We start from the raw sequence: 15,018 nt of genomic DNA on the forward strand, positions 1-15,018 counted from the left end.
CTCAGTGAAACCCCATGATGCGCACTACGCCAGCTGTTGTCCCAAGACTGTTCGGAGCCAAGGAAGGCTGAGGCCGATCACGTTCGAATAACAACCCTCCAAGCCATCAATACACAGTCCGCCGCGGCCCTCGAGGGCAAAACCACCGGCACATTGCAGAGGTTCTCCACTGGCCACATAAGCCTCGATCTCGGCCTGATTCAGCGGCGCAAACCGCACAATTGTCTCCACACACGCCAGCACGTCAGCCTGACCACGACGCATCAGGCAATGGCCCGTCAGCAGGGATCCACAACCACCAGCCATCCGCTGCCAACGCTCGATCGCTTCGCCTCGCCCCGTGGGTTTACCGAACACCTGTCCCCCAAAACTGAGCACGGAGTCGCATCCCAGCACCGCTGTGATCTCGGCATCGCCAACAGGATCAAGCGCCTGAGCCACCGCCTCAGCCTTGGCCTGAGCCAGCAATTTCACCAGCTCTGCTGGATCTGAATGGTGGATCTGCGCCTCATCCACACCGCTGACGCGCACCCGATGCGGAACTCCCGCCTGCTCCAGCAAGCGGCGACGCGCCGGCGAGGCGGAAGCAAGCAAGAGCACGGAAACACACCACAGAACAACGCTCCTTAGGCTGCCAGGGACGGGAGGCTTCGCCATCGCTCACCCCACAGACCTGCTGGATCAACGCAGCCGCGACCGGGCCTGCAGGGCGATGGGATGTCTGCCCTTCTCGGAGGCCCTCTACCGAGATCTTCAGCAGCAAGGCTTGGATGCTGGCGACCTCTGGAGCGAGCCGGGCCGCTACAGCCGCAAGGAGCGCTGGTTCCGCAACAGCGAGGCCCTCGAAGACGATCTCCGTTGGCTGATCAGTGTGGGCGTGCTGCGCCGGGAAGTGGATGGGCAGGGGCTGACCAGCCGCTTCAGGCTCACCCCCCTGGGTCGCCAGCTTCTGGATGAAGATCCTGCAATCCTGCAGCGTCAGATCCCAGTGCTGGATCGACTGCGTCACAGCCTGCGTCGGCACTGGCCGTTGTAATGCAAACCACTCCTCGCCCTCTCATGGTGCTTGGCACCTCAAGCGGGGCTGGCAAATCACTGATGACGGCGGCGTTATGCCGGGTGCTCCAACGACGGGGAGAGCAGGCGCTGCCCTTCAAGGGGCAAAACATGAGCAACAACGCCTGGGTGGATGCCGATGGCGGGGAGATGGCCTACTCCCAGGCCATGCAGGCCTGGGCGGCCGGTCTTGAGCCCTGCTGCGCCATGAATCCAGTGCTGCTCAAACCCCGGGGAGACAGCACCAGTGAGGTGATCCATGGGGGCCGGAGCGTGGGGACAGCCCGCGCAGAGCACTACTACCGCGACTGGTTCCGACCGGGTTGGCAGGCCATCCGGACCGGGCTGATGCAGCTCCAGCAGCAATGGCCCCAGGGTCGGCTGGTGCTGGAGGGGGCGGGAAGCCCTGTGGAGGTCAATCTGCAGCGCCGCGACCTCACCAACCTGCGCCTGGCCCAGTACCTAAGGGCCAACTGCCTGCTGGTGGCCGACATTGAGCGCGGCGGAGTTTTTGCCCAGGTCGTCGGCACGCTCGCCCTACTGCGACCGGTGGAGCGCCCCCTGATCAAGGGCATCCTGATCAACCGCTTCCGCGGCCGTCGAGAGCTTTTTGATGAGGGTCGAAGCTGGCTGGAGGCCAACACAGGGGTTCCAGTGCTGGGGGTGATGCCCTGGCTCAACGATCTGTTCCCGCCAGAAGACTCCCTCGATCTGCTGGAACGCAAACCCACCCGCGGGACCACCGATCTGGAGATCGCTGTGCTGCGGCTGCCCTCCATCAGCAATTTCTCCGACCTCGATCCTCTGGAGGCCGAACCCAGCGTGAGGCTGCGCTGGATTCAGCCCGGTGAACCCCTGGGAGAGCCCAATGCGGTGATTCTTCCGGGAAGCAAACAGACGCTGCGCGATCTGGAGGCGTTGACCAACAGCGGACTCGGCGACCAACTCAAGACTTACGCCCGCGCTGGTGGCTCCGTCCTGGGCATCTGCGGCGGAATGCAGATGCTGGGCCAAACATTGAACGATCCTGAGGGGCTCGAGGGCATGGATCAGATGGGGCTACAGAGCGGATTGGGACTCCTGCCCTTGGCGACCACGTTCACCGGCACGAAAAGCCTGCGCCAGCGCAGCATCCAAAGCCTTTGGCCCATGGACACGCAGCTGACGGGATTTGAACTGCATTACGGAACCACCATCCCAGACCCCGGTCTTCAGCCGCTGAGCAGCGACCCTGGCTTGGGTTGGTGGACTCCCGGCCCGAAGGAATCGAGCGTGGTGGGCACCTACCTACACGGTCTTCTCGACAATGGCCCTTGGAGACGAGCCTGGCTCAACAGCCTTCGCCGGCAGCGTGGTCTCCAGCCGTTGCCCAACGAGCCCAAAAACCACAGCGTGCACCGTGACCTTTTGCTGGATCGATTGGCCGACGCCTTCGAGCAGCATGTGAACCTTGCACCATTGCTCCAGCCATGACCTCGATCCCCGTGCGCTGGCCCGATGGCCGCACAACTCAGGAACGCATCGGTGACGACTGGTTGGTGGCCGCCAATGGAGCAGGCATCAACATTCCCACCGGCTGCCTAGGGGGCAGCTGTGGGGCTTGCGAAATCGAGGTGAATGGAAAGGTGGTGCGCGCCTGCATCAGCACCGTGCCCGCTTCGAAATCAGCGAAACTCTCCGTTGACTTCGCCACCGACCCGCACTGGTGACTCCCTTTCGACTCAGCCTGATGGCTCTGCTCACCGGAGCCTTGAGCGGCGCCGGTGTCGCTCTTGGTATGGGCTGGATCGACAGCTTGAGCCGGATGCTCTGGGGAGACCCAATCCTGGAAGGGTTGGACCGCGGCCTGCCCCTGGGCTGGTCGCTGCTCATCTGCGGCGGCTGCGGCTTGATCTTGTCGCTGCTGCATCGACCAGGCCCCACCACATTGCTGCCTGAGCTCAGGGAGACCCTGAACGATCTGAATCATCCGGACCAGGCTCCGAAGCGCGATGAAGGCCGTGGTCTTCTTGGAGCGACCTTGGCCCAGATCGGTGGAGGTGCCGTCGGGCCGGAGGCCCTAATGAGCCGCATGGCCGCACTGATCAGCCAAAGGATTTGGCGCGGGCGAGACCAGAAACTCCAGGCTGCAACGGTGGCGGGAAGCCTCGGGATGTTCGGGGCGCCACTGCTGGGGGGTGCTGTTGTTGGCGAAGCCCCCCAACCGAACAGAAAACAGACTTACCTCGACCGCTGGCTGCCTGGAAGCCTCGGCGGCCTGGCTGGTTTTGCTGCATTTCATGGCATCGGTGCCGCCAGCGGCGGATCGCTCCAACGGCTCCCCTACATCTGGCCCAGCACTCTGGGGGAAGACCTCGGCACCCTGAGCGCAGGCGCACTGGGTGGAGTAATCGGCTGCGGGCTGGGTTGGCTGCTGCTGCGCTGGCAAGGCTGGCTCAAGCGTCGCCAACTCATGGCCCACTGTCCTTGGTGGCCGCTGCTGACCGGTTTACTGCTGGGGGCCTGCATGCATTGGCTGCCATTGGTTCCCTTCGCAGGAGAAGACCAGATGCGGCCCCTGCTGGAAGGCCAGAACTCGAATGAGGCCTGGCTCCTACTGCTCTCCGCGATGGTGAAACTGCTGATGCTGGGCCTGTGTCTGGAAACCGGTTGGCGCGGGGGGGTGTTTTTTCCCCTGTTCCTGGTCGCCTGCGCGATCGGGATGGGGCTGCATCTGCTCCTCCCGGATCTGGGCAGTCTTGGCAGCTGGTGCGGAGCACTCACCGGTGCCTTGTACCGCTACGTGCTTCCTGCGCCGTTGGCTGTTCTGGTGCTGGGGCTCGCCCTACTGCAGGGGCACGGCGCGGCAGGCCTGCTCATTGGCCTCTGCATGGCTCAATTGATCAGGCTTCATGTTTCCCCGGATGGTGGCCCTCCACCTCGCCATTGAACACACGACTGGCCCGGATATCTGCCGCCTCAATCGTGGTGAGATCCAGCCTGGTCAGGGACTCCCCCATCCGCGAAAACAAACGGTTGGCCTGACGAAGACGGGCCCGATCCAAGGCATTGCGTATCGAGCGCGCATTGGCAAAAAAGGGCAGTTGACGCCGGCGCGACACGTAGTCCCAGAAAGCTGTTTCGGCCTCAGCGCTGAATTGGTAATGCTGTTCATCCAGAAGCAAGCCTGCGATCGCCATCAGCTCGTCGTCGCTGTAATCCGGAAAATCCAGATGATGGGCCACCCGTGAGGACAGTCCGGGATTGGAGCTATAGAACGTCTCCATCCGATCTTTGTAACCCGCAAAGATCACCACCACGTCGCTGCGCCGGCTCTCCATCTCCTGCAGCAGAATTTCAATCGCCTCGGCGCCGTAGTCGCGTTCGTTATCCGGTTTGTAGAGGTAGTAGGCCTCATCGATAAACAGCACACCGCCCTGGGCCCGCTTGAGCATCTCTTTGGTTTTAGGGGCGGTATGGCCCACGTACTGACCCACCAGATCGTCACGGCTGGCCGTGACCACATGGCCTTTGCGCAGGTAGCCCAGGCGGTGCAGGATTTGCGACATCCGCTGCGCCACAGTGGTCTTGCCGGTGCCGGGGTGCCCGGTGAACGACATGTGCAAACTCGGCGCGGTGCTGGGCAGATCCAATTGCTGTCGAGCCTGATCCACCAGGAGCAGGGCAGCGATCTCACGGATCCGCGTCTTAACAGGGGCGAGTCCGATCAGCTCTTGATCGAGTTGGTCCAACACCTCAGCCACCCCGGAATCGGCATAGGCCGATGCCAGATCAACGGAGGAGGGCATCGATCTCAGCGGCAAAGGCGCGATCGGCCTCGCTCAGCTGTGCATCGGGGCTGTCCTCTTCAGGACGAAGGGTGATGTTCACGTAGGTGCGCCCGAAGCTGATGTCGGGGAAGCGTTGGGTTGCCTCGCTGTGCTCGCCAAGCTTGTCAAGGAAATCACGGGTGGCGTCGTAGCTGTCGAACTCAAAGCGACATTCGAGGCACACGGGTCGTTTCCGCTCCTGCCACTGATTCATCAGAGCCCCCCGATCAACCTAAACCTGTTGAAAACTTAGAGGAGCGCCACCCGCTGGCAGCCCATCAAGCGCCCGGCCCAGGACTCCGCATAGGCCCGATTGGCCGCCTGCTGCTCGGGATCATCGCTGTCGAGCGGATGGGGCATCGTTCCAGCGATGGCGGCATTGGTGACGCAGAACATCGACTTCTGGAAGCTGACGCAGATTTGCACATGCACATCGGTCTGCCCCCGACCGTGGTCGTCGTACCAGAGGCTTAGTTCCTCAGGCAGATGGCGGTACATGTCCTGCATGCAGAGGCTGGGGGGAATCCCCGCACCCATGCTCGGAATCGGATCGGCGTAAAGGGCGCCGTACTTGAAATCACTGATGTCTGGTGAGATCTGACGTGCCTGGGCGTTGTACGACACCGTTCCCAAGAAGGGCATGCCTCGGAAGAAGACAGCCTCCACGTAGGGCACCGCCACATCCATCAGGAAGGTGAGGCCGGCTTCGGGCGGCAACACCCAGATCTCTTCACCGCCGATCGACACCTTGTATTCAATCGGGCTTCCCGCAGCCGCCACCAAACCGTCACGGATGTGATGCACCACATCGTTGACGCAGGTGACTTCCTTAATCGCATAACGGCGCGCCAGGTCGATGAAGATGTCACTCATCACCCGCCAAAACAAGCCGAGGCAGTAGATCGTGGTGAGCGAGCGAATGGCCTCAGGCGCGAAGTCGGGATAGAGGCGGTTGTTCAGAGCAAGTAGCGGATCTCGAGCCGACTTGCGCTTGATCACCCGCTGGCAGGCCTCTGCAAATTCGGGCGTGTCCAGGTAGGCATCAAGCCCTCCGGTGCCGTGCCAGAACATCGCCTTCTGGCAGTACTCGGCGTACTCAAAATTGATCCGGTCACCCAACAGGTGCTTCCAGAGGCGCTTGACGCTGAACCCCTCATGGAAAAAGCGGAACACCGGGAAGGGGTTGAGCATCTGCTTCTCGCCCTGGTCCACCAAGTTCTTGCTGTAAGCATCGAGAACCAGGCCGTAGCTCTCCAAGACATTGACCACCTGAAGCAGATGATCGGGGGTGTCTTTGAGCAGAGGCGTATCGCTGAGCAGCCGGCGGATCAGCTCCTCCTGAGCCGGTAAAACCGGGGGCTGAACGGGGGACACGGATGTCGGGGTCATGACAGATCTCCGGTGATCAGGCTGAGGCCCGTTGTCGCCGCTTCACTGAGGTTCGAAAGCAGCTCAGGAGCAAGGCCAAGCACCAGCACACCAAGGCTCAGGGCGATGGCCGGAAACTGCTCCCGCAACGCCACGGGGTTGAGGATACGGGGATTCACGAGCTCGCCGGGGGCAATCGCTAGGCGACCGAAGAAGGCACGGTTGACCAGCAACAGGAAATACACAGCCGTTAGGCCTGATCCCACCATCGACAGCAACGTGGCCAGGGGGAAAGGTTGGAGACTGCCGCGAAAAATCAGGAATTCGGAGATGAAGCCCGCCATCCCCGGAATTCCGGCGCTCGCCATAACGCCAATGATCATCAGTGATCCGGTAAGGGGCAGGCCGCGCTGGGGATTCAACAGGCCACGGAGAACATTGAGGTCGCGGGTCCCGGTTTGGGCGTAGACGACACCCACCACGAGGAACAGCACCCCAGAGATCAGCCCATGGCTGACCATCTGGAAGAGAGCACCCATCAGGCCAAGCGGTGTGGCTGCGGCGGCGGCAAGCAGCACATATCCCATGTGGCCCACGGAGCTGTAAGCCACCATTCGCTTCATGTCGGTCTGGGCGATCGCCGCCAGGGATCCGTAAAGCACGGAAATTGCAGCCCATCCCGCTAACCATGGAGCAGCCACCTGCCAGGCTTCCGGGAACAAGCCGAGGCAGAAGCGGAGCAGACCGTAAGTTCCAAGCTTCAGGAGAACGCCAGCCAGGAGAACCGACACCGGCGTTGACGCCTCGGTGTGGGCATCCGGAAGCCATGTGTGGAAAGGGAAGAGGGGAATTTTGATGCCAAAGCCGATCAGCAGAGCCCCCATGAGAATCAGCTGGGCCGTCATGCCCAATTCACCAGCCAGGATGGGGCGAAGGCTGAAGTCCATGGTCCCGGTGACCAGGGCGATGCCGAGGAAAGCCCCCAAGATCAGAACCCCTGAGACCGCCGTCACGATCAAAAACTTGGTGGCGGCATAGGCACGATTGGCACCGCCCCAAACCGCGATCAGCATCCACAGCGGGATGAGTTCCAATTCGTAGAACAGGAAGAAGAGCAGCAGGTTCTGGGCCAGGAAGGCTCCATTGACGGCGCCGGAGATCACCAACAACAGGGCGAAATACACACGGGGGCGGTTCTCGATCGTGCGAGACGCGATGGCGGCCACCAGGCAAAGCACCCCATTCATCAGAACCAGAGGCAGTGACAGGCCATCCAGCGCCAGGGCGTAATCCAGGCCAATGGCATGCACCCAGCGGGCTTGTTCCACCAGCTGCAGGCCGGCATCGGCTGCGTCAAAGGGCAACAGCAGCGCAAAGCTCACCAGGCACTGAACCACCAGCACAACGATGGAGACATCACGCAAGCGTGTGCTCGATGGCGATCCTGGCCAAAGGATCAACACGAGGGCCCCTAGGAAGGGGATCAGGAGGAGAAGGGAAAGCAGCATCTCGAGGCGATCAGGTGAGGAACCAGCTCACCGCGGTGAGGAAGAGAACGATGGCCAGAAGCACCGTGAGCACATAGGACTGGCTCTGGCCGCTGACGCTGAGCTTGAGGCTGTCGGCGCTGGCCATGGAGAAACGAGCCACCCCATTGAGCAGCCCATCTACAACATTTCGGTCGAACCAGGAGGCGAGCCGGGAGAAGCCAGCCACCACATTGACGATGGTGAGGCGATAGAAGCGCTCTGTATAAAAGTCGTAGGCCAAGAGGTCTTGCCACCAGCGCAGCAGAGGATTGAGCGAACGGGACCAGGCCTTGCTCAAGGGGAGCACCGCGCCGGCCAGCAGTCCCAGCAGGCCGCTTCCCACCACAAGCGCTGCTGCCCAGAGGGGGAAGGCCAGCAAACCATCGAGAGACTCAAGCCGCACCAGCAGCAGCGGCGTGATCAGCACAATCACGGTGAGCGCCACCATCGGCAGGGCCATCTGCCAGTTGACCTCAGCAGCCCGGCGGGACTTGATCAATGCATTACCCATGAACACATGGCGGAACAGCCGCACCAGCCCAACGGCAGTGAGGGCATTGGTGAGCAAGAACACAGCCATGAACGGCACGGAGCGCACGCTCAGCAACTCGATCGACTGAGCAAGCGCCAGGAAACCACCCAGAGGCAGGAACCCGACCAGGCCGGCACCCCCCACCAGGAAGGCTGTGGTGGTGGCAGGCATCCGGCTGCCCAGACCACCCAGCTCCGTGATGTCCTGGCAGTTGGTGGAAGCAATCACCCCACCAATGCTCATCGACAGCAGAGCTTTGGAGACGGCATGGGTGAACAGGAGCAACAGGGCCAGCACCGGGATCTGCAGCGCAATGGCGATGAAGACCAGACCCATATGAGCAGTGGTGGAGTACGACAGCGTTCGTTTGATGTCGACCTGGGCCAGGGCCACCAGGGAGCCACCGATCGCACTAATGCTGCCGATCACGAGCATCACGCCGATAGCGATGGGAGAGAGCTGCAGGATCGGCATCACCTTCAACAGCACAATCGCGCCGCAGGTCACCACAACCGAATTGCGGAGAATCGAGGCGGGATTCGGGCCCTCCATGGCTTCGTCCAGCCAGAGGTGCATGGGGAACTGGGCACATTTGCCCGTGGGGCCTGCGACCAGACCCAGGCCTAACAACGTCGCCGCCAGCGGGGAGAGGGTGTCCTGGGCGGCCCAGGCATAGAGATCGTTGAACCCCATCACGCCGGAGTAGCTGCAGAGCGCCACCACACCCATCAGCAGCAGCACATCTCCAACGCGCTTGGTGAGGAAGGCATCCCGTGCGGCGGTCACCACAAGGGGTTGGGCATACCAGAAGCCCACCAACAGATAGGTGGAGAGCGTCAGCATCTCCAGCAGGAAATAGCTTTGGAACAGGGAGTCGCTGAGCACAACGCCGCTCATCGCCCCCTCAAAGAACCCGAGCAGAGCAAAGAAACGGGCCAACGCCCATTCCTTATCCATGTATCCCAGGGAATACACCTGAGACAGCAGGCTGAGGCCCGTAATCAACTCGAGGGCCACCAGATTGGTGAGCGAAAGGCTGAAGCTGATATCCAGCTCCAGGTCGGCCACAGTGAGCCAGGGAAAGGCCAAATCCACTGGCCCTGATTGGTACACCTCCTGCAGGATCAGGCTTCCGTGAACGAAGGCCACCAGGGTCAGGAAAATATTCAGATACGCCGCCGGTCGATGCGCATCACGCCGGAACCAGCCACAAGCCCACGGCAAAGAGACCAACATCCCGATGAACCCGTAGAGCGGGATCAACCAGGCGGTCTGCTGAGGTAGCGAAAGCTCCGGAGTCAAAACAGCGAGCGGGAAGATGATCGAGCTGGTCGCTAGATGGCCGGCGAATCTAAGAGCCGGTCATCAGCAAAAGAGCTCTTTGTGAACGGCAATGAGGTGGCTTTTTGTCCCTCAGCTACGGCGAGCTGCACCACTACCGGCCAACACCGGTTCCACTTCGTTGTGGGGGCGGGCAATGATGTGAGCAGCAACGAGGCCGTCACCGACCCGCTCGCATGCATCAGCACCGGCACGCACAGCGGCATTCACGGCACCGGTTTCACCGCGCACCATCACCGTGACGTAACCACCACCCACATATTCACGGCAGATCAGGGTGACTTCCGCAGCCTTGGTCATCGCATCGGCTGCCTCAATGGCAGGAACCATCCCGCGGGTTTCGATCAAGCCCAAGGCCACACCGGGGACTTTGGGGGAAGGCGTCGCAGCGGGTTTAGCCACCGCCGATCTGCCACCTGAACCCGTGCTGGATCCACTGCTGCGGCGCGTCGTCGTGGTCGCGCGAGAAGTTGTTGTTGCAGGAGCAGCTTTGGCCGGGGTGGATGCTGCTGCAGAAGTGCTGGCCACTGGCTTCACATCCACGGTCTTGTTCGCCGCAGCAGAGGTGCGGGTGGTGCGACGACGGGGAGTGGGGGAAGGAGTAGCCATGGCTGTGAAGGTGTGGAAACGGAACGGAAACGGCGGAGGGAGATGGGTGGTCCCTATCCGTCCGGATTCCAGAAATCGATAATTCCACCGATGGTCAGATCGGTGAGGACGGTGTTGTCAGGGCAGGCATGCCGTGCCGCCGAACCGCTGGCGGTGAACACCCAGTTGCCCTCACGGGCACCAACGGGATCGACGGCCACCAGCTTCTTGCCCTTGTTGTTGCGCAGAATGCGCAGATGCATGTGATCAAGCCCTGCAACCCTGTAGGAGCAGATCAACGTGCCCATCACCTGCATGATTTCCATCAGCTGGCTTTGCCTCCTGCAGGCTTGCTGCTAGGGCTGGGCGAAGGAGAGGGCGCCGCAGTCTTCGGCGGATCGGGCTCCCAGTGATCAATGATCCCCACAATGGTGAGGTCACTTGGGTACGACTTGCTTCCAGCAGCTTCACGGGCCGCTGAGCTGCTGACGCAGATCACCCAGTCGCCAGGTTTCGCACCGACAGCGTCGACGGCCACCTTCTTGGTGCTGCCATCGAGAACCACTTGGAGATGTTTGTGCTCGAAATCGGGGATCCGGTTGGTGGAGACGAGCGGCTTGATGACCTTGACGATGAGCATGATCAGTGAGCCTCCGGAAGTTGCGGGTCGAGCGTGGAACCGACGACCTCGGCCGGAGCCGTCTGGTTACGGTCGCGAATGGTGAGACAAGTGTGGAGCAAACCCTCGTTAACGAGAGCTGCATAGCGATCGGCGATGGCCTGATTCACCCGTTGGCAATCAGCGATGGCCCGTTCTCGGGCTCCTGGGACACGGCCTGAGTAGTCGAAACGCACCACGATCGGAATCGGAAGATCCCGCGCCACATTCAGGCCCTTGAAAATTTTGACCCCCACATCGAGATCAGGAGCTCCCTCCTCAACCGTGTCGAGGTGGGCGAAGTAGGTGAGGTTGCGCAGATGCACCTCCTTGAAACCGATACCAACGCCGATGAAACGCTCCGCGTGGCCAGCATCCGGATAGGGACCACCGTGCAGATCCTGCACGTAATCGATCTGGGAGATGTTGTTGGCGATCAATCGGGTCAGGAAGGCCACCATCCCCGCATCCATGGGGGCAGGTGCGGAGCTTTCGACGGCTTCAGCAATTTGAGCCATGGCCTGATCGGCAGTCATGGATGCCGTGGCTGCATGCAGTTCCCTGGCGCAAAGCCAACGGTCGAGCACCATTTCGCTGTCACGGCTCGGGGGATGAACACGGATCGCATCGGTATCGGTGTCGAGGCCGATCAAAAGAAGATCAACGGAAGCACCGCAGCAGAAGCTGTTTTCCACCGACTCACGGAAATCCAGCAGTCGCTGATGACCAGCCGAAGCCGCCAATTCATCGTTGCTGCCATGGGCAGCGCAGCCCTGGTGGGAGGGGTCGAGGGAACTGAAGTGGTAAGTCACCACCTTCAGATAGCGGGTTGGTTCAGTGGAGGGATTCGGAGCGCCTTCGCGATAACGGCGATGCTCTGTTTTGACCCAACGATTCACCGTGTTTTCCACATCAAACATGGCGCCGGCATGGGAGCGTCGACGCACAGCGCTGAAGGGAATGCGCAGGGCGTAGGCCACGGTGTGCGCAAGGCGCCCGTCAGCACAGGGGGTCAGATCAAGAAGATGAATGCCGCAGTCGAGCAGGAACTGTTCAAACTCTCTGGAGGCATCACTGCCAGTGGCTCCACTCAGGGGGTCGTCCTGGAAAAAGCGGTCGCTGAACAAGCGATGGCTTTCAAAAACACACCACGCGAACAGGGCGCGCATGTCGAGAGGACGCACCCAAGCCCTCTGAAGGATGTGATCCGGCAAGTCGAAACCGAGTTCTGACCTGCAAAGCCGTTGGGCCTGGGGAATGAAATCGGTTTCATGCTGCAACGCTGAAACCTGCTGAAGCAGGGGAACGATCCGATCGAAACGTCCCTTGATCTCTTCCTCATAGGCCTGCAGACGGTCATTGGCCGCTGCATCCGTGAGCGGATGACGCCGATGGGTGATCGGCAGTGAGCTACGACTCAGATTGAAAGGAACAGCCCGGGTGGCTGCTTTCTCGCGCCGCACCCAACCGGGCTGGGAGGGAGCAGGACGCTGAGCGTCGTTGCTGGAGCGAATCCGGCCTGCAGCGACCGAACCACGATCCAATTGCGCTGCTTTGCCAGAGGTTGTTAAGGCACGACGCCTTTGCAAAGCAGCCTGGCGGGTCGACGACTCCATATCCGGAGCCATCTCTGCAGGATCAGTGATGTTGGCCAGCTGCTGAAGCTGGAGACGGGTTGGAGCCGAGGGGGCCTGAGGTCGCCCGCCACGGAAAGGCTTGGAGCGAACCATCAATGAATCAGCCCCGTGCGCCGCCGGAGACGGTGATCAGGGACCCCTTCTCGGTGTTACCGCTGGAACCAGTGACCCGACTAACAGGCCATTCGGTCTCTTCATTGCGCTTGCGCTCAAAAGAGGACATGGCACTCATCGGACCAGGTCGGCTGGGATTGCGACGGCGCGCCGATGCACCCTCTGTACCGGTCACATGCTCCCCACGATCCCAGTCATCGCCTGTGATCTTGGTGGAAGAGCCTTCACCGGTGACCCGCGATGCGGGCTTGTCAGTGGGCTCACTGACGACAGCAACGGTGGGCTGGAACTGACGTTGTTGCTGGCGGTTTTGGAACTCGCGGTTATCGAAGCGAAATTGCTCGGTACCGGTCACCTTGCCGCCAGCCATGTCAAAAGGGCCGGTGATGCGATTCCCCTCCTCGTAAGACGTGCCGGTTACACCGGAGCGTGCATCACGCTGCTGCTGAGCAGCGCGGGCGGGAGAAACAACACTGAAACGGGTCCAGGCAGCACCCTCAGGGGATTGACCGTGGGTGTCGGTGCCGGCAGGGGCATCAGCGCCACAGGCAGCGGCCAACTGATCAGCGCCGACATAAGGAGTGCCGGTCACCGCTTCACAAGCGCCGCGTTTATCCCCAGTCATGACACCGCCGACTCCGGGTTGAATCCCTGTCATCGCAGCGGAAGGGGTTCCGGGACGCACAGGGGTGCGCTCACGAATGGCTTGGACTGCGGGAGTACCGCAGTTTTGGCCGGCCTGCTCGAGGCCTGCATAAGGAGTTCCCGTTACGGCCTGGCAGCTACCGGGCTCGTCACCTGTGACGTGCTCCGAACGGCCGGTGCGGGTTCCGCTCACCACCTGGTTGCGGTTGGTGACACTGAAACCAACTTTGGCAGCTTCAGGCTCAGGCTTGCCGCCGCAAAAGGCATTGACCTGCTCAGCACTGATGTATTGATCACCTGTCACACGGTGGCAGGAGCCGAATTCATTACCGGTGACCTGGGAGGAGCGACCCACCAATGTTCCAGTAACTCCCGTACCCGAAAGGGTGCCGGACAAACCGACTTTGGCGGCCGGACGGCCTTCGGGGAGGGGATCAGAACCGAGGTATTGATCGCCCGTGAGGCTGCGGCTTGCACCGGCTTCGTCGCCGGTGACACTGGCGGAACGACCCACCATCACGCCACTGACGGGACGACCTTGTTCCGTGAGGCTGTGACCCACCTTGCGGGGGGAACTCACACCTCCACCGCAGTAAGCAGCAGACTGGTTGGCCGAAATGTACTCGGTGCCGGTCACGCTCTTGCAGGTGCCAGGCTCATCACCGGTGACCTTCTCAGAGCGACCCACTTCATTGCCGGTGACACGGTTGCCATGGCTGGTGGCCGTCACACGCACTTTGGCTGGCGTCGTGGCAGCCGGAGCGGTCTGACAGAAGGTCTGGAAGACTTCAGCCCCCAGATACTCCGTACCTGTGATCGATCGGCAGGTGCTGGCTTCGTTACCGGTGGTTTTGACCGAGCGGTTGGCCTGGGTGCCGGTCACTGTTTGACCAGCAGTGGTGGTGCTTTCACCAACTTTCCAATGGGCATCAGCGGCAGCAGCCTGCTTGGCGCCATGGCGGTTGGGACCGGTGGGGCGCGTAACACCGGCACTCTGCTTGTTGCGTGCACCGGCCTTGGTGCGCAACTCGCGCACCTGCTGGGCCAGCTCACGGCTGGTGAGATCAGGGTTGGCCTGACGGGCAACAGCAGCGGCACTGGTGGACTGCTTACCGGCGGTTTTGCCATGCTTGGCCATGGCGTCGCGGCGGGCCAAAACGAGGGCGCGACTGGGATTCTCAATAGCGCGACGCTTGGGGGCCGATGCACGACGTTCCGTGCGCACGGAAAGCTTGGGAGCTGATGCACTCAATGAGGTCAGTGCAGTCTTTTCGGCAGCGCGCTTGCCTCCGCAGCCACAGCTCTTGGTGGTTTCAGCGGGTGCAGGAGCTGGAGCAGCTTTGGTTTGACGGGCCAAATCAGCGCGGTTGCGATCGCGGCTGGTGTCTGCGGTTTTGCCGCGACGGGACAGGGCCTCACGGCGTGCAAGCACCAGATCACGACTGGCATCGCGATGGGGCTTGACCTGTGAAGTGCGCCTGGAAGGAGCAGCTGTGAACGAAGTTGTTCGCTGCGGAGCTACAGCAGCGGAAACAACAGGTGCGGAAGCAGGTTCAGCAACTGCAGCCACGTTCGTGCGGGTGGGACGGGCGTCATCAACGGTGCGAACACGGTTGGCGCCAGTACCAGCTGCAGCTGAGGACTTCTTACCGGAAGTGGTCAGCGCCTTACGGCGTTCTAATGCGAGTTCGCGACTGGAGAGTCTTGCCATGTCCGCCCGAGGGAGTCGTCGTGAGGTGGA

Annotated in this window: 15 protein-coding genes; 4 read left to right on the forward strand and 11 right to left on the reverse strand. The window is 61.5% G+C overall.

Annotated features, from left to right (window positions below):
• Window positions 1–24: 24 nt before the first annotated feature.
• The gene (locus tag FZZ92_RS07645; protein ID WP_226423013.1) at window positions 25–600 is read right to left on the reverse strand and encodes a nucleoside triphosphate pyrophosphatase; all 576 of its coding nucleotides are present in this window, start codon (window positions 598–600) and stop codon (window positions 25–27) included.
• A gap of 112 nt (window positions 601–712) precedes the next feature.
• Here FZZ92_RS07645 and FZZ92_RS07650 point away from each other — a divergent pair, with 112 nt between their 5' ends.
• The 4 genes from FZZ92_RS07650 to FZZ92_RS07665 are packed head-to-tail and all read left to right on the forward strand — an operon-like array spanning window position 713 to window position 3,985.
• Window positions 713–1,036: an Npun_F0494 family protein gene (locus FZZ92_RS07650; protein WP_226398824.1), complete on the forward strand. Its 324-nt coding sequence runs from the start codon at window positions 713–715 to the stop codon at window positions 1,034–1,036.
• Window positions 1,036–2,529, forward strand: coding sequence for a cobyric acid synthase (locus tag FZZ92_RS07655; RefSeq protein WP_370631255.1), 1,494 nt, complete (start codon window positions 1,036–1,038; stop codon window positions 2,527–2,529). Before FZZ92_RS07650 ends, FZZ92_RS07655 begins: the two co-directional genes overlap by 1 nt.
• Window positions 2,526–2,765, forward strand: a complete 240-nt coding sequence (locus tag FZZ92_RS07660; protein ID WP_115023866.1) for a 2Fe-2S iron-sulfur cluster binding domain-containing protein — start codon at window positions 2,526–2,528, stop codon at window positions 2,763–2,765. The genes FZZ92_RS07655 and FZZ92_RS07660 overlap by 4 nt, the downstream gene beginning before the upstream one ends.
• Window positions 2,762–3,985: a chloride channel protein gene (locus tag FZZ92_RS07665; protein WP_226398823.1), complete on the forward strand. Its 1,224-nt coding sequence runs from the start codon at window positions 2,762–2,764 to the stop codon at window positions 3,983–3,985. The genes FZZ92_RS07660 and FZZ92_RS07665 overlap by 4 nt, the downstream gene beginning before the upstream one ends.
• Here the strand turns inward: FZZ92_RS07665 and cbbX are convergent.
• From cbbX to FZZ92_RS07720, 10 genes are all read right to left on the reverse strand, one after another.
• Window positions 3,939–4,844 (reverse strand): CbbX protein, encoded by a 906-nt coding sequence (gene cbbX / locus FZZ92_RS07670; protein WP_115023869.1) that lies wholly within the window; start codon window positions 4,842–4,844, stop codon window positions 3,939–3,941. The genes FZZ92_RS07665 and cbbX overlap by 47 nt on opposite strands.
• Entirely contained in the window at window positions 4,828–5,079 is a 252-nt protein-coding gene (locus tag FZZ92_RS07675; RefSeq protein WP_115023871.1) for a 4a-hydroxytetrahydrobiopterin dehydratase, read from the reverse strand. Before FZZ92_RS07675 ends, cbbX begins: the two co-directional genes overlap by 17 nt.
• A gap of 35 nt (window positions 5,080–5,114) precedes the next feature.
• Window positions 5,115–6,254 (reverse strand): CO2 hydration protein, encoded by a 1,140-nt coding sequence (locus tag FZZ92_RS07680; protein WP_115023873.1) that lies wholly within the window; start codon window positions 6,252–6,254, stop codon window positions 5,115–5,117.
• Window positions 6,251–7,741 carry an NADH-quinone oxidoreductase subunit M gene (locus tag FZZ92_RS07685; protein ID WP_226422943.1) on the reverse strand — a complete coding sequence of 497 codons (1,491 nt, stop codon included), beginning with the start codon at window positions 7,739–7,741 and terminating at the stop codon, window positions 6,251–6,253. The genes FZZ92_RS07680 and FZZ92_RS07685 overlap by 4 nt, the downstream gene beginning before the upstream one ends.
• 10 nt (window positions 7,742–7,751) lie before the next feature.
• Entirely contained in the window at window positions 7,752–9,596 is a 1,845-nt protein-coding gene (locus FZZ92_RS07690) for an NAD(P)H-quinone oxidoreductase subunit F (RefSeq protein WP_115023876.1), read from the reverse strand.
• Window positions 9,597–9,707: 111 nt separating this feature from the next.
• Window positions 9,708–10,244 carry a BMC domain-containing protein gene (locus FZZ92_RS13170; RefSeq protein WP_115023878.1) on the reverse strand — a complete coding sequence of 179 codons (537 nt, stop codon included), beginning with the start codon at window positions 10,242–10,244 and terminating at the stop codon, window positions 9,708–9,710.
• 53 nt (window positions 10,245–10,297) lie between these two features.
• On the reverse strand, window positions 10,298–10,549 hold the full coding sequence (locus FZZ92_RS07705; protein WP_115095164.1) for a carboxysome peptide B: 252 nt from the start codon (window positions 10,547–10,549) through the stop codon (window positions 10,298–10,300).
• Window positions 10,549–10,863, reverse strand: a complete 315-nt coding sequence (locus tag FZZ92_RS07710; protein ID WP_115023881.1) for a carboxysome peptide A — start codon at window positions 10,861–10,863, stop codon at window positions 10,549–10,551. Before FZZ92_RS07710 ends, FZZ92_RS07705 begins: the two co-directional genes overlap by 1 nt.
• Before the next feature lie 2 nt (window positions 10,864–10,865).
• Window positions 10,866–12,611, reverse strand: a complete 1,746-nt coding sequence (locus FZZ92_RS07715) for a carboxysome shell carbonic anhydrase (RefSeq protein WP_226398821.1) — start codon at window positions 12,609–12,611, stop codon at window positions 10,866–10,868.
• 7 nt (window positions 12,612–12,618) lie between these two features.
• Complete coding sequence (locus tag FZZ92_RS07720) at window positions 12,619–14,988, reverse strand: CsoS2 family carboxysome shell protein (protein WP_226422944.1); 2,370 nt, start codon at window positions 14,986–14,988, stop codon at window positions 12,619–12,621.
• Between the last annotated feature and the right edge of the window lie 30 nt (window positions 14,989–15,018).

Origin of the sequence: Synechococcus sp. MU1611, assembly GCF_020514255.1 — a bacterium.
Classification (GTDB): Bacteria; Cyanobacteriota; Cyanobacteriia; order PCC-6307; family Cyanobiaceae; genus Parasynechococcus.